The sequence below is a fragment of the Paenibacillus sp. FSL H3-0310 genome, assembly GCF_038002785.1.
GTDB lineage: Bacteria > Bacillota > Bacilli > Paenibacillales > Paenibacillaceae > Paenibacillus_AQ > Paenibacillus_AQ odorifer.
This window is the reverse complement of record NZ_JBBODC010000002.1, coordinates 1,449,711-1,471,924: the sequence shown is the minus strand read 5'-3', so window position 1 is coordinate 1,471,924 and position 22,214 is coordinate 1,449,711. Positions and strand designations below refer to the sequence as shown.

The following is a 22,214-nucleotide window of genomic DNA, read 5'->3' as shown; positions in this document are numbered from 1 at the left end:
CTAAAGTTCGTTAATCACAAAACTGTGAACCACTTTGTTCTGGAGCACGATATACCGCACGTTCCCCGCCAATTAGTGGGGGTCTGGTCCATGCCGCATTCACTCTGGCTGCTCCAATGTATCGTAGAGTCGGACGGAAAGGAACGGCTACCCGCCGTAAATGCATTCCTATCAGTGTCTCGCCAATATCTAAACCAGCATGAGCTTCTATCGTTTCCGCCAAAACAGGATCTTTCATAGCGTGATAAGCAGCCGTAGCCATCGAACCTCCAGCACCTCGTATAGGTACAGCTGATACTTCCTTCAGACCAAGTGACTCTAGCAGAGAGCGTTCCATGACAAGTGCACGATTTAAATGCTCGCAGCACTGATACACCGGATGAAATCCTTTTTCCGCTGCTACTAAACGAACACCTTCAAGCAGTTGTTCTGCAACTTCAAGTGCACCACCAGTTCCAATCCGGACACCAGCAACCTCACTTGTGCTCACTCCGACGACAACAATTTTGCCTGACCCAAGGTTACCAGCCTCCGCCAACTCCCTTAACACAGTGACGGTGGCTTCAGTTAATGATAGCTCCACAACTTCGTCCATCACTCTACCTCCTCAAACTTCAAACAAGCTTATTTTAAACAAAAAAGAGCAGTCCGCAGGTAGCTGCGGATTTGCTCTTTTGCCCAGGCGACCGGCCGTTTATTCCGATGCTCCATCGTGGTTTGATCCACATTTGTCGCCAGTTACATCGGAACCGATTATTTGTAACTTCATCTTAAAGCAAAGTGAACTGAAAATCAACCATTTACAAATGGCGGAAGGTTTCCAGCTTATCCAGCAAACTGAATAGCGCAGTGCGAATCTCAGCAGCAGTTAGCTCATAGTCCTCACGCGTGCCACCAAATGGATCAGAAATATCGAAGCTCGGAATACGCTGGCGAATCTCAATCATCCGCTGCAGATCCGTTGCATTCGGTTCACCACCAAGAGCTAAGCTCAACTCCGCATCTGCGTAGAGGCTGTCCAATTCCTTGATATCTTCCGTCACCGACTCTTCATCATGCACGTATTCCTTCAATGTATAGGTTTTCGTTACAGCATCCGGAAAATACTGCAGCAAATGCTGCTTATGCCCACCCGTCAAGGTCAGCACAAGGTCGGCCCAAGCGACAGCTTGACCTGTCAATTGTGACGACTCCATTGAATCATGAATTCCTTCTTCCTGCAGTATAGCTGCAGCATGTCTTGATATAGAAGTACCGGAAATGGCGGATACACCTGCAGACCGCACTTCCAGGTCGATTCCACGTTCCTTCGCGAGCTTTCGTAAAAGCCCCTCAGCCATAGGACTTCGGCATGTATTCCCGGTGCAGACGAATAAAATATGCAGCATGTTTTGCACCCCCATGAAATTAAATATTCTAATGCCGTTATTGTATCAAAAGATGAATAGCAAGCCAAACCCCAGAAGTATTGCACCGCCTAGCGCTTCTCCATAATCCCCGAGACCACGACTGACATGCCGTCCAATTAGCAACCCTAGAATCGACATTATTCCCCCGCAAGCACCGAAGGCTAAGATGGTCAAAAGTACTCCATTCACAAACATCCCCAGTGATACACCCACGGAGAAAGAGTCAATACTGACACTGAGCGAAAGAAGTATCATTCCCCACAAGGTTCGATGATCCATAGCTCGTGAGCTTCCTGTATCCGGACGAAAGGAGTTGTACACCATATGCCCGCCCAAAAGAACTAGAAGACCTCCAGCAGCATAAGTCGTTACTTGACCTAACAGGTGTCCGACATAACTTCCTGTCAATAAACCCAGGAGAGGCATCAGCATATGAAAAACAGCAATGAGCAGACTCATTTGCAGAACATGCAGCAGACGAATACCTTTCATCCCGATCCCTACACCGAGCGAAAAGGCATCCATCCCTAATGCAACCGCCATTATAGTAATGGTAACAATCTGCCCCCATTCGGTATATACATCTCCTAAGCCCATGCTTAACCCCCCAAGTCCGAAATATCTTGTACAACAACGATATGCGGACAAGGGGGTATTCATGACTTCATATGGGAGTCATATACGAAAAAGCAATGCCGTGGTTATCCGGCGTCGATGACAGATCCGCCGGCGGCTTTCATAAGCCGGTTCATGATTGCAGCGCCGAGGCCGGTATACGGGCAAGCCTCGGCTAAGATGTAAGTCGCTCCCGCTTCATCGAAGCGCCGCAAGGCGGCATATAGGGAGCGAGCCCCTTCCTCCGGCGAGGATAACGAGCCGAGGGAAAGAACACAGGCGGCAGGGTCGGCGGGATAAAGGGCCTTATGCTCCTCGAAGAGGAGCAAGCCCGTGACCTCGCCGTTTAGCTGCGCCGCCTGAAGTTGACTTGCGGCTTCATCCGCCACGCGCTGCGGGGAAGAGCCGCGCACTACACCAAGCCAGCCGCGCGGTGCGTAGTGCGTGTACTTCATGCCCGGCGCGCGCGGCGCCGAAATATCGCCAGCAGCATCCGCACCATGCTGCTCAATAGATGCGGAAGCCCTTTCGAAAGGCTCACGATTGTTAACATTCAGGCAATCCGCTGAAGATTGCGCGGTAGTTGCTTTAGCTGTGATTGGCTCAGCAGTACTGAAATCAACAACAGAGTTTGTCGTCCCCGAATCAGCCAAGACAGTAGCGGCTGCGGTTGCTGAAACAGTTGCCTCAGCTTTACCGGGCTCTGAGCTTACTGCCTCTGCTCCCACCACTGCAGCCAATTGTTCCGAAGTAATCCCGCCGGGGCGCAGCACAGCAACTTTTCCGTCAGGCTGTACCTGCACGACTGTTGACTCTAGTCCAACTCCAGCAGCACCACCATCAAGGACGCCATCAATGTATCCAGCCAAATCTTCCATCACATGCGAAGCTAATGTCGGGCTCGGGCGACCCGAACGATTAGCACTGGGCGCCGCAACTGGACAACCTGCGGCACTTATCAGTGCTAGAGCTACCGGATGATCCGGCATCCGCACACCAACCGTATCCAAACCCGCCGTCACACAGGGCGACAGTACACCTTCACGAACAGGAAGCACAACTGTCAGCGGACCAGGCCAATAAGCTGCCATCAGCGCGGCCGCCTTAGGATGCACCTCTACAACAAGCTCGTCCAAAGCTGCCGTATCCGCAATATGCACAATTAACGGATTGTCAGAGGGCCGTCCTTTTGCCGCAAAAACAGCCTCAACTGCCGCCGTATTTCGGGCATCCGCCCCTAGCCCGTAGACGGTTTCGGTTGTAAAAGCCACGGTTCCGCCTTCACGAAGCATTGTTGCTGCCTCCGCTATCGCCAGCTTGTCAGCTTCATTCGGCTGAAATACCTCAGAGTTCGTTCCCTCAGCGGAATTCAACTTCCAGTATACAGTCTCATCTCTATTTCCACTCCGCCGCTGAACGGCGAATAAAGGATTATTGTGTTCATTCATTCTCATCACAGGCTTTCTAGAAGATATAATTTAGCTTAGCAAAAAAACGGCCCCTGTAGGGAGCCGTGATAGATCTGCTTATAAAATAGTAACACATCTGGGGTCTTACGACCATAATCCACTGATCCAGTTCCAAAGGTTTTGCAGCAGCTCCCAGACGAAGAACCGTACCTCTGGCTCAGCAGCAGTTTCTCCTGATGAAGCACTTCCTGCCGAGGAATCAGCCTGCACTGTTTTTGCAGCTGCTGATTTCACCTTAGCACTGTTATCCGCACCAGCAGCGGACACTGTTTTTGTACCTTTGTCAGCAGCAGGTGCTGCCGCATCTCCAGAGCCTGCATCGATAAAGCAAAGCGGAGGAAACAGTACACACCACCAATTTTGCCCCTTGCCCGCACCAAGTGTGACCCGAACAGCTTCATACTCCCCAGCAGGATAGACGGTGCCACCGTATAATTTGGTTGGAAAAGGGACTACGCCCAGCTCCACTTTATAGGAATATTCAATGCCCCGTTTCTCCAGCTCTGATCCAACCAACGCGTTAAGCTCCGGCAGATGATTTCTAATCAGAGCACGTGCCTGCTCCAAGCTCTGTGGATCCTCAAGAGCGGATACCCACTGGTTCATTTGCTCCACAATTTTATCGCGAATTTGCCGTTTCACCAGCTGATCTTGCGCTCCGTCAGAATTAGCTAGAATACGTAACCGGATAGATTCTTGGGGAATAGATACTTCAGCTACTGCAGCATCGGTTTTTTGACCTTCCCAAGCCATCATGAGGACCATAAAAAAACAAATTAAAATGGCAGTATACTTAAAAGTTACACGTAAGGAATCTCTTTTATCCATATGATTATCGTTCATTTGTTGCAGCCCCTCTCCTCTTAACTCTCATGCTAGTAGTATGCCCGGAGATAAGAGACTGCAAACCTATGAATCTATTAAAATTATAACTTCAATGCCAGCTCCTTATGCAGCTGCAAATCTTCCTCTACATCCTGCCCATAAAGATGCACGCTCATCACGACCCCCATGCTGGCCATATTAATCAGAAGAGACGTGCCCCCATAACTGATAAACGGAAGTGTTATTCCTGTCAACGGCATCAGGCCGATAAAAGCTCCAACATTCTCAAGAATTTGATACAACAGCATAGCCGTAATTCCAATGATTAGAAATGGACCGCTACGCTCCTTACTCTCGAGAGCAATCAATATCATCCGATGCAGCAAAATAAAAAAGAGCAAGAGCAGCAGCGCAGACCCCACAAATCCAAACTCCTCGGCAATCTGCACGAATATCGCATCCGAATAGGTATATGGGACACGATTATTCTGCACAGAGCTGCCCTGCATATATCCCTCTCCACTCATTCCCCCGGAGGCTATAGCTATTTTGGCATTTTTCGTGTGATAGCTTGCCTTATCTGTCGCTAAATCAGGTACCAGCCAAGGGTCAAACCGCTCCACTAAATGATCCTTACCAATGCCTTCAAAAAAATTGACTGCCTCATCATGATAGTTTATGTAGCTCAAAATCCCAGCAAGGCCGATCCCACCCACTATAAGCAAACCGATGAGTGCATGCGACAATTTGATATTCCCGATCCATAGAAGCCCAATCAATATTACGATGTAGCTAAGGGCATTTCCCAAATCATTTTGCATAATGACTATACCAAATGGAATGAACGTAAGAATGGTGAGAGGAACAATCCCTTTCCAGAAGGTTAAGGTAGACCCTTGTTTTCGAATTAAGATCGATGATAAAAAAAGAATTAATACCAATTTAAACAGCTCGGCAGGCTGAAACCTAAGTCCACCAATCTCAAGTCCCAATTGAGCACCGTTCTCTACTTTACCAATAAAACTAACCGACACTAACAAGACTAAGCCCAAGAGATAAATATAAAGTGCATGTTTAACAAATATCTTAAAGTCCACAAAAGCGAGCACAATAAAAACTACAAAACCTAAAATATAGTATTTAAGCATTTGTAAATGAAATCCATCCAATTTCATCGGAGGCGTTATTCTTCCATTGGTTACACTGTATATTGAAAAAATACTAATCACCATCAGCAAAATCAGAACAGTAACAATTACCTTATCAATCCTTTTGAACTTTTGAAGCATCTGCAAGCCCCTTACTCTGTTAAGGTTTCAACTCTCCTCTCTCAGGGAAAGTCGTTCCTTTCTATTGTAGAACATTCGTGAATATAATTCCAAATTTATGTAGCCAATCTATAAAATATCTTTCTATTAAAATTATACTCTGACGTGATTTTACTCTATGATCCAAACCTAACGGACTCCGTAGACTTTATTTATGGATTTATTGCTTCACGGGAACTTTTGCGGACTCCAGAGTCGTTATTACTTGCCATTTTGCAGTAAATCCAGTCTTTTTGATCAAATAACGTCTTTGCGGTCCGATACTATCCAATACGTAGTTAATATTCGAGTATAAGGGCATCTGAGTCCGAGTCAGGATACAAATACAAATACGAATACGATACAAATACAAATACGAATTGCTTCCAGCTTGCTTACCTGAAACGGCCCGTATTACGTATTACACCAATCCGACGAAGCCGTCCTCCATCAAAAAGAACCGCCAGCACCCCTATTAAACAATAAGGACCTGACGGTTCTACTTTATTTCATGGTTACACCTGTTTGGCAGCTGCATAAGGAGTAGGTTTAGGAAAATCCTCTTCCACTTCTTGCCCGTGCAGGCGCACACTCATTACCAGCCCGATGCTGGCCATATTAATGAGCAGTGATGTACCCCCGAAGCTGATGAAAGGTAACGTAATACCAGTCAATGGCATCAAGCCGATAAATGCGCCGATATTCTCAAAAATCTGATACAACATCATCGCGACAACACCGACAATCAGGAAAGGGCCAGCTCTATCCCTAGACTCCAGCGCAATCAGAATCATCCGGTGAATCAAAATAAAGTACAGCAGCAACACAAACGCCGAACCTACAAACCCAAATTCTTCGGCAATCTGCACAAAGATAGAATCTGAATACGTATATGGCACCCGATCCGTCTGAACGGAGCTGCCGTTCATGTAGCCTTCGCCACTCATTCCACCTGATGCAATCGCCAGCTTGGCGTTTTTAGTATGATAAAGGGCTTTGGCTGTTGCCTTGTCTGGAACAAGCCAAGGATCAAAACGTTCAATCCAGTGAGATCGTCCAATATCCGTAAGAAAGGTTTTAATTTCATCATGATAATGGATATAACTCATAATTCCCGCAATCGCAGAACTAGCCACGATGACCAGCCCGATTAATGCATGCGTGTATTTAATATTGCCAATCCACAACAGACCCGCAAGAATCACAACGTAAGACAAGGCATTCCCAAGGTCATTTTGGGTAAGGACAATAAGGAACGGAAACAAGGTCAGAAGGCCGAGCGGCAAAACATCCCGCCAGAACAGAAGCTTACTCTTATTCTTGCGGACAAGCATGGCTGCCAGAAAAAGAATTAATATCAGCTTGAACAGCTCTGCAGGCTGCAGACTCAGGCCCCCCGGCAGGGTCAACCAGCCTTGCGCATTATTTTTGGTCTCGCCCAAAAAGCTGACGAGCACCAGCATCCCTATCCCAAACAGATAAATATATATCGCATATTTCACTAATATTCTGTAATCCAAAAAGGTCATTCCAATAAAGGCTACAAAACCAATAGCATAATACATCATCATACGAATATGATGTCCGTCCAGCTTCTCTCTTCCATGAGTAACGCTATATATGGCGAAGATGCTGACCACCATGAGTAATAACAGAACGACTACAATAGCACCATCAATCTTTTTAATCTTCTGAAGCACGCTCTGCCTCCCTACTCTATATCTGGGCTTTCTTTATGATCCCCTAAGAAATCCTGCTAAATTCTATTGTAAAGGAAGTCGGATTGAAAATACAATTTCTCTACTCCGGACAAAATGAACCCTCTGCATAGCAGGTAATATTATCTCGTTATGCCTAGCACATGACGCGGGATTCCAGCCAGATCATTAATGGTGATAATCTCGGTCCAATGGCCCGCTGCCGCAAGGAGTGCAGCGACTTGCTCAGCTTGACCGAAGCCAAGCTCAAAGCCGATCAGGCGCGGCGGTGCCGGGAGCAGCGTCAGCTGCTCCATCATGCGGCGGTACGGGTCCAGCCCGTCCGCTCCGCCATCCAGCGCAGTGCGCGGCTCATGGTCGCGCACCTCACGCTGCAGCCCGGCGATATCCTCGCCGGGGATGTATGGCGGGTTGGAGACGAGAATATCCGTCTCCATCCCCGCGAACGGCTCGAGCAGATCGCCGAGCCGAAAGTCCACAGCTGTGCCATTGCGCAAAGCGTTGCGCTCGGCCACAGCCAGAGCCGCCGGCGAAATATCGCCGGCGCAGACCCGCCACGCCGGCGCTTCCGCCGCCAACGTGACGGAGATCGCACCGCTGCCGGCGCCGATATCGACGGCGGCCAGCGGTCTTGCGGCGCGCACGTCCCCCGCGCCGCCCGCGCTATCCAGCGCCGCTTCGCCCGGCGTTACGACGCCGTCCGGCCAAAGCTCCGCGCCGTAACGTAAAATCGCCTCGACAAGCAGCTCCGTCTCCGGCCGCGGAATAAGCACGTCAGGCGTCACCTCAAAAGGCCGCCCGTAGAATTCTTGCTCGCCGATGATATACTGCACCGGCTCACCAGCGCCCCGGCGGGTAACTCCCGCCTCAAATGCTTCCTTAACCGCAGCTGGAAAAGGATCTGCCAGCGCCATGTAATAAGCTGCGCCAGACACTCCAAGCACATGCTCCAGCAGCAATTGTGCACTGCGCTGCGGTTCATTGCAGCCGCTCCGGCTCAAAAAAGAAGAAGCCTCCGCAAAGGCTTCCCGGATGCTTTTGACTTCCGACATGACATATACGCCATCGTTCAAAGCATTATTCTCCATTATCCATATTATCCATCAAGTCAGCTTGTTCAGCGATTGAAAGGGCTGAGATAATTTCAGTGATTTCTCCGTTCATAACCTGCTCCAAACGGTGCAGTGTCAGGCCAATACGATGGTCTGTAACCCGGCTCTGCGGGAAGTTATACGTCCGAATGCGCTCACTACGGTCACCCGTACCTACTTTGCTCTTCCGTTCCCCAGCATACTTCGCTTCTTCTTCCTGCCGTTTCATATCGGAGATACGGGCACGAAGCACTTGCAGCGCTTTTTCTTTATTGGAGTTCTGTGACTTACCGTCCTGACAGGTAGCAACGATGCCTGTAGGTACATGGGTTACACGTACTGCAGACTTGGTCGTATTTACAGACTGTCCGCCTGCACCACTTGAACAGAAGGTATCCACGCGAATATCTTTATCATGGATCTCGATCTCAAAAGCCTCAGCTTCCGGCATCACAGACACCGTAGAAGTAGAGGTATGAATACGACCTCCGGATTCGGTCGCTGGGATACGTTGTACGCGATGCGCACCACTTTCGTATTTCAGCTTACTGTATGCACCACGGCCGTTAATAAGGAAGATTACCTCTTTGAATCCACCAAGATCACTCGCGTTAACATCCATTAACTCAACGCGCCATCCTTGTGCATCAGCATAACGAGTGTACATCCGGTAAAGGTCTGAAGCGAACAATGCTGCTTCATCTCCACCCGCTGCACCACGAATTTCAACGATTACGTTCTTATCATCATTCGGGTCTTTAGGCAGCAGCAATACGCGGATTCTCTCTTCCAGCTCCACTTGACGTTTGGAAAGGTCATCAATTTCCATCTTGACCATTTCTTTCATCTCATCATCAAGCTTTTCGCCTTGCATCTGCTTAGCAGCCTCAAGCTCTTCCATTACACTCTTATATTCAGTATACGCCTCAAATGCGGGCTGTAGGTCTGATTGTTCTTTGGAATAGTCCCTCAGTTTCTTACTGTCGTTTGCAACATCCGGATCACAAAGCAGTTCACTGAGCTTCTCATAGCGGTCCGCCAGGGATTGCAATCGGTCCAACAAGGGAATTCACCTCTCCTGATTCAATTTCAAATTCGCAAATATAACATCAAATTTGTACTGTCATAAAAATAGATATACGACTTTATATTATACCAAAGATATTGTGAAATGGCTACAGTTCCGTACGCACAATACCTTAATAAAAAGCTTATATTTTTAAAAAGGATCATCCCAGCAATAGAAACTCCCACTGCTCGAGATGACCCCTTTATCATTCGTACACTTAAACCTTCTTAAACGTTAAAACGGAAATGCATTACGTCGCCGTCTTGCACCAAATATTCTTTACCTTCAAGACGTAGTTGACCACGTTCCTTCGCACCGTTCATGGAACCAGCTGCCACAAGATCCGCGTAAGCCACTACTTCAGCACGGATAAATCCGCGTTCGAAATCTGTATGAATCACACCGGCAGCTCCAGGTGCCTTGGTGCCGCGGCGAATCGTCCACGCCCGAACTTCCTGAACGCCTGCTGTGAAATACGTATACAAGCCAAGCAGTTTATAAGCCGCTTTAATCAACCGGTTAAGGCCGGATTCTTCCAGTCCCAGCTCTTCCAGGAACATAGCTTTATCTTCGCCTTCAAGCTCAGCAATTTCTGCTTCCACCTTAGCACTGATCGGAACCACTTCTGCACCTTCAGTAGCTGCAAAATCGCGAACTTGCTGTACATAAGGATTGTCCTCTGCACTTGCCACTTCATCTTCACTTACATTCGCCGCATACAGCACTGGCTTCAATGTTAACAGATGAAGATCGCGGATAATAAGCTTCTCGTCATCAGACAATTCTATACTGCGTGCAGGTTTATCTTCGTAGAGCACTTCTTTGACGCGTTCTAGCAGTTCAACTTCTTGAGCGTATTTCTTGTCGCCGCCTTTGATATTCTTACGGGAACGCTCAATCCGCTTCTCAATGCTCTCAATATCAGCAAGAATCAGCTCCAGATTAATGGTCTGGATGTCGCTGATCGGATTTACTTTTCCATCAACGTGGGTAACGTTCTCATCTTCAAAACAACGAACCACATGCACGATAGCATCTACTTCACGGATATGGGCCAGGAACTTGTTGCCTAGTCCTTCTCCTTTACTCGCACCACGCACGAGACCCGCAATATCAACAAATTCAAAAGCAGTAGGTACGGTCTTGTTCGGCTGTACCAGCTCAGTCAGTTTATCAAGACGTTCGTCTGGAACTTCAACAACACCCACGTTAGGGTCAATGGTACAAAAAGGGTAGTTAGCGGATTCTGCTCCCGCTTGCGTTATCGCATTAAACAATGTGGATTTTCCTACGTTAGGAAGACCGACGATTCCAGCTTTCAAAGCCATTTATATGACAACTCCTATTTTCAGCTAAATTGATCATCCGAATAAGCTATACGATCTAAACCATTATATATTAGAACATATTCGCCAGCAACACCGGATGTCAAGCAGATGTGTCCGAACGCGCAAGCTCTAATACCTTTTTTATCGCCGACTGGTCCAGTAATGGCTTAGATTTATCTGGATCAACCTCCACATCAGGCACAGTCTTTACCTCTTCATTACAACTTCCATCAGAATTCAGACCCATTTCAAAGGAAAACCTGAATACATAACCGCTATTTGGCAATGCAACAACAAGCGGATCTATCCCTAGTCCATCCCCACCTGTCCTGCCGCCTACAACCGTTGCAAACCCGGTGCCTTTTGCAAAGGCTGCAAGACCTTCCGCTGATGAATACACAGAGCTATCTACCAGCAAATAGATTTTCCCTTTAAATCCAACAGATTTATTAGGAGTTACTACATCATTTATTTTTCTATATGTCTTGAACATCTTTAAAGCCTCAGATGGCAGATTAGGCAGTTGCTCATCTTTGATGCCGGAAATAGGTTGTTGCCCGGCTGTGATCTGACGTGCCTGCATAAAAGTCTCCGCATATTTGCCTCTTGTATAAAGGAAGTATGTATTATATTCGATAGGTTTATTAATCAATAGAGGAACAATATGAATTCTCCAATAATTACTGTTTCCTCCGCCATTTCCACGGATATCTAATATTAAGGTCTTATAGTCCTTTACCTCTATTAAAAAATCATGGATCTCGGAGCTGTCCATCTCCATGAGACTCCCGTCAAAGCTTTGCATGCCGAGATAAGCGATTCGATCGGGCTCTATAATGACTTTTTTTACATTCCCAGAAGTCTTTTTTGTTACATCTCCTACTCCATCTCCACCATTATGCATATCATTATTGAGTTCATTAGAGCTTTGCTGCTCCGCTAAAGGTTTCTGGTTGTAACGGGCCAATACGTTAGGCTGTTGAACCACGTCGATCCAAGGTTCATAACCAAAACCTGCTTGAACATAGGTATGTAGATACCAAGGATATTCCTCCTTGGATATAAAATTCGTATGCCCATTGTTTAATCTGCTAAGGACAAATCTCATTCGTCTCAAAAACTCATCATCCGATTTCACGGCTGCTATTTTATTGCGGTATTCCTCTTTTTTAGCAAGCCAATCCTCTCCATTGAGACGTTTATTCACCTCTAGGAAAGGATAGTTCTCCTCAATAATCTTCCACATGTAATCAAAATCTTCTAGCCTTTTTTCCACTGTCAATGAAGGCAACGCTACTTTCGATTGTTCTTCAACTACAGCTGAAGAGGCTAGCGGTGCAACCGGACTTGCCTGAACTTGCTCAGACTCAGATTTCTTCTTTCCTGGTAAATCGCCACTGTTGCAGCTAACCAGTAATAGTAATACTACTGCGGAAACAACCACCCACGATACAGTCCTTGGCCTCACCTTAATCCCCCCTTTTCTCTCTTTATGACTTAATCCATTTTCAGGAAGTTATTTTTTAATCATATTTTCCTAATCATCCTAAATCAAATATATTTATCACAATTATTTACATAATAATTCAGTAGAACAACAAAAAAAAGACCTCTTTCGAGGTCCTCACACTTATGGACTACAGATCTTTAGACATCGTGATGTCAGTTACGATATACCCCATTTTTTTGTATAGCTCAAATGCGCGATTGTTCTGGCCGAAGACGTGCAACCCGATTTTGGTAACATTCATCTCCCGGGCTTCTTCATCGAGTGCGATCATAGCCTGCTTGCCATAACCCTTACTCTGGAACGGTTCAAAAACATAAAAATCATAAATGAAAGCCTCGCGGCCACCACGGCCTTCACTTACGTTAAACCAGATATAACCCACCTGTTCATCACTGCTTATTTCTACTATGGAATATAGATAAGCACCATCTGTGTGCAGCCCTTTTGGCAAAGAGCGTGTTATAGCTTCCTCAGACAGCTTCATCGCGATCTCTGGATCCCAAGCACCGGCACTGATCTTATCTTCCGCATAATCCCGGGTAGCTTGACCTAAGAAAAATTGAAAGGCCGACTCATCCATATGGATCAGTTTAATCATAATCTTACTCACTTCCTCGCTTCAATATTTACCATCCTATTTACGTATTAAACGGGAAGTTCCACGTAAAGTTGCTAAATCTGGAGCGCCAATACCAAACATTGCTATTTTCAGCTCCAGTTCTACCTGTGCTAATGCAGCATCCAGCGCCTCTTCAGAATCGACAGCCGGCCCTAACAGATTGCGGCCAAAGCCTGCCAGATCAGCTCCAAGTGCCAATGCTTTCGCTGCATCCACGCCATGTTTCAGTCCGCCGCTGCCAATCAAAGCGCCCTGCGGAGAAACTGCACGCACCTCTGTGATACAATCAGCTGTTGGAGTACCCCAATCCGCGAAAGCCTCCGCCGCTGCCCGCCGTATAGGATCTACACTGCGGAACTTCTCCACCTGACTCCAGGATGTCCCGCCTGCACCCGCAACATCAATAAAAGCCGCTCCTGCATTATAAAGACGTGCAGCTGCATCTCCATCAATGCCCCAGCCTACTTCTTTCACACCTACAGGGACTTCAAGTGCCCGGCATACCTTCTCTATCTGCGATAGCAAAGAGGCAAAACCAGTGTTCCCTTCCGGTTGAAAGACCTCTTGCAGGCCATTCAGATGTAGTACAAGAAAATCAGCACCTGCGATATCCACAGCCCGGCGACATTCCTCAATCCCAAAACCATAGGACAGCTGTACAGCACCAATATTGGCGATAACCGGAATATCAGGCGCTTGATCCCGCACATAAAAGGTTGCCGTAAGCTCAGAACGCTCCACTGCCGCCCGAACCGAACCTACACCCAGCGCCCAACCCCGACGCTGCGCAGCTGCGGCTAACCGGGCATTAATCGCTCCTGTAGCTGCACTGCCACCTGTCATCGAGCTGATGAGCAGCGGCGTACGCAGCTTACGATCCAAAAACGTAGTCTGCAATGATATATCGTCGAAATTCAGCTCTGGCAGAGCATTATGCTGAAATCTGTAATGTTCAAACCCTGTAGTCACACCGACGCCACCTACTTCCTCATTTAGGCAAAGGCGTACATGTTCAATTTTGCGTTCGCCTGTCTTCGATGTAGGCAATAAAGATCTTTTGTCAGAAGCCTCTGCAGCCGGTAGGTCCTTGCCATGATCTGCGCCAGACTGCCTAGTCGCATCATATGGCACGGCCTCTTCTGGCGTATGATTCATGCTGCGTTCCTCCTATTTCCAAACTCGATTTATTATAACATATCCCTACAGATGAATTTACAATATGAGGTTAGCGATTACAATTCTCCGTTTCGTAATCATTAATTTCATAAACATCGTACTAATCGCTCAAACTCATTATAGCTAGCCGAATGTTATTTCATTACTGTTAAGGATATTTGGGCTGCTTCATTTCGCTCCACTAGGTGTTAATAGGTTGGTAATACACCGGAGCATAACAATCACAAGGAAGTGCTCTGCAATAATTTCAGGAGGAACTTCCATGAATTCAGATCGTCAGCAACCCGTTCACCCCTATAAACCTAAAGAAATAAACTACGCTCCCGGTTTAACTACGAAGAAACGTTCCGGTTCACGCCACCGTACACGGGTGTTATGGGCTTTCGTCATTCTAATCCTCTGGCTAATCGGCGTAATGACTTACCAGACGCACAAACCTTTACCCCGCGGCATTTCCTATGAAAGCCCTATATACAAAACGAATCATGTATCCTTCTGGCACGACCTAACCTATTCGGACGGTACAGCCACGGGCACTCAAGAGAGTCAGATTCTTTCGAGGATTCTACAAATTATCGAGGAGTCCAAAGAATTTTTGGTGATTGACCTCTTTCTTTTCAATGATTATACCCATAAAGATCAGTCCTTTCCTCCGGTCAGCCGAATGTTGACGGACAAGCTTATTTTACAAAAAACAACTTATCCTGAGATGGAGATCGTCTTCATTACAGATGAGGTTAATACCAATTACAACTCTGCACCCAATCATCTTCTGGAAGAATTGAAGGCTGCGGGGATTAAAGTGATTTTGACCGATGTAAATGCTCTACGCGATTCTACGCCTGCTTATTCCGCTGTCTGGCGTACCTTTATTCAATGGTTCGGACAGTCGGGCGAAGGCCGGATTCCCAATCTTATGGCCAGCGGAGGACCGGATATTACCGCACGTTCTTATTTGAAGCTACTTAATGTGAAGGCTAACCACCGTAAGGTAGTTGTTAGTGAGAATACCGCTCTAGTCTCCTCAGGAAATATCCATGATGCCAGCGCCTATCATTCCAATATCGCTCTGGAAGTACAAGGCCCAATTATTGCTGATATTCTCCAGACGGAACAAGCCGCGGCCAATCTTTCGGATGCAGGGCCACTACTCACTTATGAGCCAGACTTCACCAAGGAGAAGGATCAGCACTCTGAAGAATCTATGGAGGTCCGCTATTTAACGGAAGGAAAGGTATATAAATATGCACGGCAAGCCCTCCAATCTGCGCAGAAGGGTGATACCATTTGGATGGGTATGTTCTACCTTGCCGATGATGCCATTCTCGATGAATTGGTAGAGGCTACCGAACGAGGGGCTACGGTAAAATTGATACTGGACCCCAATCAGAACGCCTTCGGCCGTGATAAAATCGGCATTCCTAACCGTCCAGTTGCCATGAACTTGAACAAGCGCACGAACGGAAAGATCTCTATTCGCTGGTACAATACGACCAAAGAGCAATATCATCCAAAGTTGCTCTTCATTGCCAAACAGACTGGAAGTTCCATCATTCTTGGCGGTTCCACCAATTTCACGACACGCAATCTGGATGACTACAACCTGGAGAATAATCTGTGGGTATCTGTAAAACAAGACCAGCCTCTTTATGCCGAGATGGAAACCTACTTCAATCGACTGTGGAATAACGAGGACCATGAGTATACTCTGCCTCTTGAAGCTTATCAGGGGGAAGTAACTTGGTTCAAGTACATTCTGTTCCGGTTGCAGACCACCTTGGGTTTAACTACTTTTTAAAGCAAAAACCACCGCAGATGAGGGATAACACCCTCTGCGGTGGTTTTTGGGTTATAGTAACGGTGACATAAGCCGAGCAGCAGATTCCAGTATACGGATCACCATACGCTTATTCATAAATTCCTCATGCTCAATTAAGCTGGTAGATAATAAATCCCGTTCAAAATCAGCAACAATACGAGCAACGCTCTCCGTCTGAATCAGTAGTGCATTCACTTCAAAGTTAAGGTGGAAGCTGCGCATATCCATATTGGCCGTGCCAATGGTCGCTATTTCACCATCAACGATAAGCAGCTTCGAGTGGATAAATCCCTTTTCATATTCATAAATCTTCACGCCAGCTTCCAGCAACGCCGGAAAATAAGAGTGTGAAGCCAGAAACGGAATCCATTTATCCGGCTTAGCCGGGAATAACAATCGCACATCTAAACCAGAAACAGCAGCTACACGCAGTGCAGTTAAGATGTCCTCATCAGGAATAAAATATGGACTGGCAATCCACACCGATTTCTCGGCAGAAGTGATCATGGAGAAGAAAATGTTTTTGAGCGCACGACGTTCGTTATCCGGCCCACTAGCAATAATCTGTACGGCACCATCACCTGTCATAAAGCGAAGCTGCGGAGTGAGATAGTCTTGCTCCAGTATTTTTTCACCCGTAGTGTGCATCCAATCTTGCAGAAAAATAATTTGCATCGTCCGTACCGCTTCGCCTCTAACCAACATATGTGTGTCACGCCAAAACCCATAAGTCTTACTGCGGCTTAAATATTCATCGCCTACATTGAGACCCCCCATGAATCCGACATCGCCGTCGATCACAACAATCTTACGGTGATTCCGGTAATTCACACGACTGGAAAAAAAGGATGTTGAATTTCCGTACGAAGCCACCTGAACCCCGGCATCACTCATTTCCTTCAAAAAAGCTTTGGAAAGCTGAAAACTGCCAACGGCATCATACATAAATCTGACTGCAACACCGGCGCGAGCTTTATCGATCAGAATTTGTTTAATGCGTGTTCCAATGTGGTCCGCCCGGAAGATGTAATACTCCATATGAATGTGATGTTTAGCTTGACGGAGCTCCAACAATAACGTACCAAACGTCTCTTCACCATTAGTGAGGATACGTGTTTCTGATGCAAAGGAAATAGGAGTACGTGCTAAAGTTTTGGATAACAGCAGCAGTTTTTGGCGCGAGGGATCAAAGACTGACCAATCTTGGTGCGTACGTAAAGCGTCATTCTCAATTCTTTCGTAGGCCATAAGGTCTCTTTGTGCCTTTTTATCATATTTACGGCGTTTGAACACATTTTGCCCAAATAGAAAATAGAAGACCAGTCCCAGCACCGGGATCAACGCAAGCAATAAGATCCATGACATTGTTGTAGAAGGATTACGGTTCTCCATAAAAATAGCCAAGCTAATCGAAATGACTGTCAGAGTGGAGAAGATACTAATAATCGTTCCCGCAGTACTCCCAAAAATGCCGAAACCAAAATAATAAAATGCTATGAATGCCCCAATGATAATTATAGATTGAAGTCCTCTTCTCATACTCTACCTACCTTCTTATTCATACAAGCAACACGAAATTGACACATTTTATATATTACATGAAGAACACATTTCTTCCTAGCAAATTACTGTTTAAAGTCTATTTACGACAAAACTGTAACCCTTCTGTTCCGATATTTGTAATGCCTGGTTGTATAGAATATAATTATTCTGACCAACTAGTCAATTATAGAACCGGGTAGTCAGAAAGGAGGTTAATCCTTTAATGAATGATAAAACTGTTGATAAGCAGGAGCAGATTATTAAGATTGCTATGCAGTTATTCGCTGTAAAAGGCTCCTCGTCCACATCCATGCAAGAGATAGCTGAATTATGCGGGATTTCGAAGGGCAGTTTATATCTGGTATTCAAATCAAAAGAAGAACTGGAGCGCAGTATCTTCCTTTATTGTTATCGGATGATTCGGGATCCCTTGTTACGTGAAGAACAAGAAACCCGACGAACACCACGTGAGAAGCTTAGGAATCAGATAGAAATTCTGCTAAGTCATGTGTACGAATTACGCGAGTTCTTGCAGCGTCAAATTCAGGAGGTTGCGGGCAAAGGATTTGATACTGAAGTCCCAGACTGGCTGCGTAGAAACAACGCTTCCTTCTTAAGATGGTTCCAGGTAAAAATGGAGTTGCTCTACGGAAAAGACGTCGTTCCCTATACCGGAGATTTATGTATGATCGGACATGGTCTCATCAAATCTTATATTGCGGTTATTTTTCGTAAGGATACGCAGGTACCTATTGCCGATATGGCAGATCATCTAATGAATCTAATGGATATGATCGTGTCTGGCTTGCTTACTAGTAAACAGGCTCCGCTAATCAACTCTGCTACTTTAGCAAACTGGATGGCGGAGAATGAGGAGAACAAACGAAAAAATCCATTACAGCTCATTAAAGAAATGAAGACTGCGATCAGTAAACTAGATAATATAGCATCCGAAGAAGCAGCCGATCTGCTGGAATCGCTCAACATTCTGGAAGGTGAAGTGCTTATCCCTCACCCGCGAAAAGCAATCATTCAGGGGATGCTGTCCAACCTCCAATCCTGCTCTGAGCTCACAGCAGAATTGGAAGAGCTGAGGAAGCTAATTGCCTCAATTCCGCACAATTCATGTGTATTTCGTTAATTGACTCTAAGAAGAGTTCGGTAGAGAGAAAGTCATGGATAGTGAGTATTATGATTTTTTATAATGGCGCCTTATTTCGTAAAGAAAAGGGCCGAGAGGAGCAGAAACGAAACTTATGAAAAGCTTAATTAATTTCTCGCTCAGGAACAAATTTGCCATTTGGCTTCTGACGATAATTATTGTGTTTGCCGGTTTATATAGCGGACTGACGATGAAGCAAGAAACCTTGCCTAATATTAGTATACCCTATCTTAGCGTAACAACCATTTATCCGGGGGCCGCACCAGAAGGCGTCGTTAATGATGTCAGCAAACCGTTGGAGCAAAAGCTCCGCAATGTGGATGGTGTAAAGACGATCACCTCCACTTCTCTGGAGAATGCCTCCAGCATCCAAATTGAATTCGATTATGGAACAAATCTGGATAATGCTACAGCAGCAGTGCGCGAATCACTAAATGAAGTCTCATTGCCAGACAATGTGCAGAAGCCTTCCATTTCCCGCTTTAGTCTTAGCTCAATGCCTGTTGTCTCCCTCAGTCTTTCTAACGGGGATACCCAGGATCTTGAGGAACTGACCCGTATTGCTGAGAACGATATTCGCCCGGCCCTGGAGGATGTTGAGGGTGTCGCTTCTATCCAAATCTCTGGTCAATACGTCAAAGAAGTATCACTCAAATTCAATCAAGATAAGCTCAATCAATATGGACTGACCGAAGATACCGTTAAAGGTATCATTCAAGGCTCTTCCCTCCGTGTTCCACTCGGACTATTCGAGATGGACAAGGCTCAAAAGGCAGTTGTCGTGGATGGCAACATCACTACCGTTGAGGATCTTAAAAATGTGACCATTCCGGTAATGCCAACTGGCGCTAACGCTGCTGGTGCTGGAGCTACTGGAGCTACTGGAGCTACTGGAGCTACTGGAGCTACTGGAGCTGCCGGCGTTGATGCTGGTGCTGCTAACGGAGCTGCTGGTGCTGGTGCTGGAAATGCTGCTCCTGGCGGAGCTGCAAGTATGGGACTTCCAACCGTGAAGCTCGGAGAGCTGGCCACGATTGAGGTTGTGGGCAATTCCGAATCCATCTCCCGTACAAATGGTAAAGAATCGATCGGTATTCAGATTGTCAAAGCCAATGATGCCAACACTGTTGATGTTGTAAATGGCGTTAAAGACAAAACTGAAGAATTAAAAGCACAATATAAAGGCATTGACCTTACTGTTCTACTTGACCAAGGGAAGCCCATTGAGGACTCCGTAAATACGATGTTGTCCAAAGCGGTATTTGGTGCCTTATTCGCAGTAATTATCATTTTGGTGTTCCTGCGGAATATTCGTTCGACGATTATTTCTATCATCTCTATTCCATTATCCCTGCTGATCGCAGTGCTGTGTCTGCGGCAGATGGACATTACGCTTAATATGATGACACTGGGAGCGATGACGGTCGCGATCGGGCGGGTAGTCGATGACTCGATTGTAGTCATAGAGAACATATATCGACGGCTCTCCTTATCTGGTGAGAAACTGAAGGGTAGAGAATTAATCAGTGCGGCCACACGTGAAATGTTCGTGCCTATCATGTCCTCTACAATTGTAACCATCGCGGTGTTCTTACCACTTGCTTTGGTTAGTGGTATGGTTGGTGAGCTGTTCTTGCCTTTCGCTCTAACCATGGTCTTCGCCCTGCTCGCTTCATTAGTAGTTGCGATTACCCTAGTTCCTGCAATGGCTCACTCGTTGTTCCGTAATGGATTGAAAGGTAAAAAAACTCACAGCGAGAAACCAGACAAACTTTCTGCTGGTTATCAAAAGATTCTGAACTGGTGTCTTTCTCATAAGCTCGTTACGTTTGGAGTTGCCGTTCTTCTCCTTGCAGGCAGCTTGTTCTTAATCAAACCTATTGGTGTAAGCTTTATGCCATCCCAAGAGGATAAAACCGTAATGCTTACTTATTCACCAAAGGCTGGACAACGGATTGAGGAAGTTCAAGAGCAAGGTCTGAAAGCTGAAAAATACATTTTAGCGCAGAAGCATATAGACAAAATGCAATATTCCATTGGCGGCGGAAGCCCGATGGGTATGGGTGGATCCAGCAATTCAGGACTATTTTTCATCGTTTATGATAGTGACACTCCTGATTTTGAAGCTGTTAAAGAGAAGCTTATTGAAGGTTTGACCGCAGAAGTGCCAGATGGTGTATGGGGTGACATGTCCGCTCTGATGAGTGGAGGCATGGGTGGAAGCACTCTGACCGTGAATGTATTCGGAGATGAACTGGATCAGCTGAAGCCAGTCGCGGATGAGATTGCCTCAATCGTACAGGCTGACACCACTAATTTCAAAGACGCAGAAACAAGTCTCAAGGAAGCTTACGATCAATATACGATTGTAGCGGATCAACAGAAGCTTAGCTCCCTTGGACTTACAGCCGGACAAATTGCGATGAAGCTGAGTCCAGCAGGCACACGTCCAGTGCTCACAGAAGTAGAATTGGACGGCAAGAACTACAAAGTCTATATCGAAACAGATAAAGAAACGTACAAGAGTATTAAAGAAATGGAAGAGGCTACTTTGACTTCCCCACTAGGCATCTCCGTGCCAATCGGGCAAGTCGCTAAAATTGAAAATGGCTCCTCACCTGACTCGATTACTCGTATGGACGGTAAAATGAAGGTAGATGTTACTGCCGAAATTATTTCGAGTGACGTGAATAGCGCTTCGAACAGCGTGAAAGAAAAAATAGACGCTATGGAATTGCCTGATGGTGTAACTGTTACCTTCGGCGGTGTAACCGAGCAGATCAATGATACGTTTGGTCAATTAGGAATTGCTATGGCGGCTGCTATTGCCATCGTATACTTCGTGCTTGTGGTTACATTTGGCGGTGGATTAGCACCATTCGCTATCCTGTTCTCACTTCCTTTCACAGTGATCGGGGTACTCGTTGCCCTTCTGATCGCTGGGGAAACCTTAAACGTGTCCTCGCTCATGGGTGCGCTGATGTTGATTGGTATCGTAGTAACGAATGCGATTGTCCTTATCGACCGCGTTATTCATAAGGAAAAAGAAGGACTCACTACGCGTCAAGCCTTGCTTGAAGCAGGTGGCACACGTTTACGTCCAATCCTGATGACTGCACTTGCAACGATTGGTGCATTGCTGCCATTGGTTACTGGACTTGAAAACAGTGCTGGAATTATCTCTAAGGGGCTCGGTGTGACCGTAATCGGTGGTTTGGTCAGTTCCACGCTGCTGACACTTGTAGTAGTGCCAGTCGTGTATGAATTCCTGATGAAATTCCGCAGCAAAAAGGTAATTGATTAGAACTATGATGTGAACAAGTAAATAAGCTCAAACGAGAGGCTGTCTCCAAAGTAGTGAATTCTACTTATGAGGCAGCTTCTTTTTTTAGTAAAAGGCTGTACAGCGGATTCTTGCCTTAGCCAATAGACTGTGTGCTGTGCCAATTGTTCAACGCCATTAGGTTGGGTGGTGAGTAGGGAGAGTTGAGCGGTGAAAAATACGTGATGAGTGATAGCTGATGTACTGTGGGTGCTGTATGATATGCGGTGGAC

The 22,214-nt window shown here is 46.2% G+C and carries 17 protein-coding genes and 1 riboswitch; of the genes, 3 read left to right on the top strand and 14 right to left on the bottom strand.

Annotated elements, in window-relative coordinates; translation table 11 throughout:
- Positions 1-10: 10 nt before the first annotated feature.
- From MHH63_RS25930 to fni, 13 genes are all read right to left on the bottom strand, one after another.
- A complete protein-coding gene (locus MHH63_RS25930; protein ID WP_076099682.1) occupies positions 11-595 on the bottom strand; it encodes a TIGR01440 family protein in 585 nt (194 codons plus the stop codon).
- 74 nt (positions 596-669) lie between these two features.
- A riboswitch (ZMP/ZTP riboswitch) is annotated at positions 670-752 on the bottom strand.
- Between the two features lie 48 nt (positions 753-800).
- Positions 801-1,388: a low molecular weight protein arginine phosphatase gene (locus MHH63_RS25925; protein ID WP_076219284.1), complete on the bottom strand. Its 588-nt coding sequence runs from the start codon at positions 1,386-1,388 to the stop codon at positions 801-803.
- A 45-nt stretch (positions 1,389-1,433) separates the two neighbouring features.
- Positions 1,434-2,006: a manganese efflux pump MntP gene (locus tag MHH63_RS25920; RefSeq protein WP_076309993.1), complete on the bottom strand. Its 573-nt coding sequence runs from the start codon at positions 2,004-2,006 to the stop codon at positions 1,434-1,436.
- A 104-nt stretch (positions 2,007-2,110) separates the two neighbouring features.
- The gene (locus MHH63_RS25915) at positions 2,111-3,472 is read right to left on the bottom strand and encodes an L-threonylcarbamoyladenylate synthase (protein WP_341172238.1); all 1,362 of its coding nucleotides are present in this window, start codon (positions 3,470-3,472) and stop codon (positions 2,111-2,113) included.
- A 105-nt stretch (positions 3,473-3,577) separates the two neighbouring features.
- Complete coding sequence (spoIIR, locus tag MHH63_RS25910) at positions 3,578-4,321, bottom strand: stage II sporulation protein R (protein ID WP_076099806.1); 744 nt, start codon at positions 4,319-4,321, stop codon at positions 3,578-3,580.
- A gap of 98 nt (positions 4,322-4,419) precedes the next feature.
- A complete protein-coding gene (locus MHH63_RS25905) occupies positions 4,420-5,607 on the bottom strand; it encodes an FtsW/RodA/SpoVE family cell cycle protein (protein WP_076282409.1) in 1,188 nt (395 codons plus the stop codon).
- Between the two features lie 533 nt (positions 5,608-6,140).
- Positions 6,141-7,325: an FtsW/RodA/SpoVE family cell cycle protein gene (locus MHH63_RS25900; protein WP_341172237.1), complete on the bottom strand. Its 1,185-nt coding sequence runs from the start codon at positions 7,323-7,325 to the stop codon at positions 6,141-6,143.
- A gap of 140 nt (positions 7,326-7,465) precedes the next feature.
- Positions 7,466-8,431, bottom strand: coding sequence for a peptide chain release factor N(5)-glutamine methyltransferase (gene prmC, locus MHH63_RS25895; protein WP_341172236.1), 966 nt, complete (start codon positions 8,429-8,431; stop codon positions 7,466-7,468).
- On the bottom strand, positions 8,421-9,497 hold the full coding sequence (gene prfA / locus MHH63_RS25890) for a peptide chain release factor 1 (RefSeq protein ID WP_036681601.1): 1,077 nt from the start codon (positions 9,495-9,497) through the stop codon (positions 8,421-8,423). Before prfA ends, prmC begins: the two co-directional genes overlap by 11 nt.
- Positions 9,498-9,730: 233 nt before the next feature.
- Positions 9,731-10,831, bottom strand: a complete 1,101-nt coding sequence (gene ychF, locus MHH63_RS25885) for a redox-regulated ATPase YchF (protein WP_036681604.1) — start codon at positions 10,829-10,831, stop codon at positions 9,731-9,733.
- Between the two features lie 100 nt (positions 10,832-10,931).
- Positions 10,932-12,299 (bottom strand): S41 family peptidase, encoded by a 1,368-nt coding sequence (locus tag MHH63_RS25880; protein ID WP_341172235.1) that lies wholly within the window; start codon positions 12,297-12,299, stop codon positions 10,932-10,934.
- A gap of 169 nt (positions 12,300-12,468) precedes the next feature.
- On the bottom strand, positions 12,469-12,939 hold the full coding sequence (locus MHH63_RS25875; RefSeq protein ID WP_232061473.1) for a GNAT family N-acetyltransferase: 471 nt from the start codon (positions 12,937-12,939) through the stop codon (positions 12,469-12,471).
- A gap of 36 nt (positions 12,940-12,975) precedes the next feature.
- Complete coding sequence (fni, locus tag MHH63_RS25870; RefSeq protein WP_081383175.1) at positions 12,976-14,115, bottom strand: type 2 isopentenyl-diphosphate Delta-isomerase; 1,140 nt, start codon at positions 14,113-14,115, stop codon at positions 12,976-12,978.
- A 283-nt stretch (positions 14,116-14,398) separates the two neighbouring features.
- Between fni and MHH63_RS25865 the strand changes: the two genes are divergently transcribed.
- Entirely contained in the window at positions 14,399-15,934 is a 1,536-nt protein-coding gene (locus MHH63_RS25865) for a phospholipase D family protein (protein WP_341172234.1), read from the top strand.
- 51 nt (positions 15,935-15,985) lie between these two features.
- Here the strand turns inward: MHH63_RS25865 and cls are convergent, their stop codons facing one another.
- Positions 15,986-17,494: a cardiolipin synthase gene (gene cls, locus MHH63_RS25860; RefSeq protein ID WP_076123942.1), complete on the bottom strand. Its 1,509-nt coding sequence runs from the start codon at positions 17,492-17,494 to the stop codon at positions 15,986-15,988.
- A 226-nt stretch (positions 17,495-17,720) separates the two neighbouring features.
- Here cls and MHH63_RS25855 point away from each other — a divergent pair, with 226 nt between their 5' ends.
- Complete coding sequence (locus MHH63_RS25855; protein ID WP_340011521.1) at positions 17,721-18,638, top strand: TetR/AcrR family transcriptional regulator; 918 nt, start codon at positions 17,721-17,723, stop codon at positions 18,636-18,638.
- 115 nt (positions 18,639-18,753) lie between these two features.
- On the top strand, positions 18,754-21,963 hold the full coding sequence (locus MHH63_RS25850; RefSeq protein ID WP_341172233.1) for an efflux RND transporter permease subunit: 3,210 nt from the start codon (positions 18,754-18,756) through the stop codon (positions 21,961-21,963).
- The last annotated feature ends 251 nt before the right edge of the window (positions 21,964-22,214 follow it).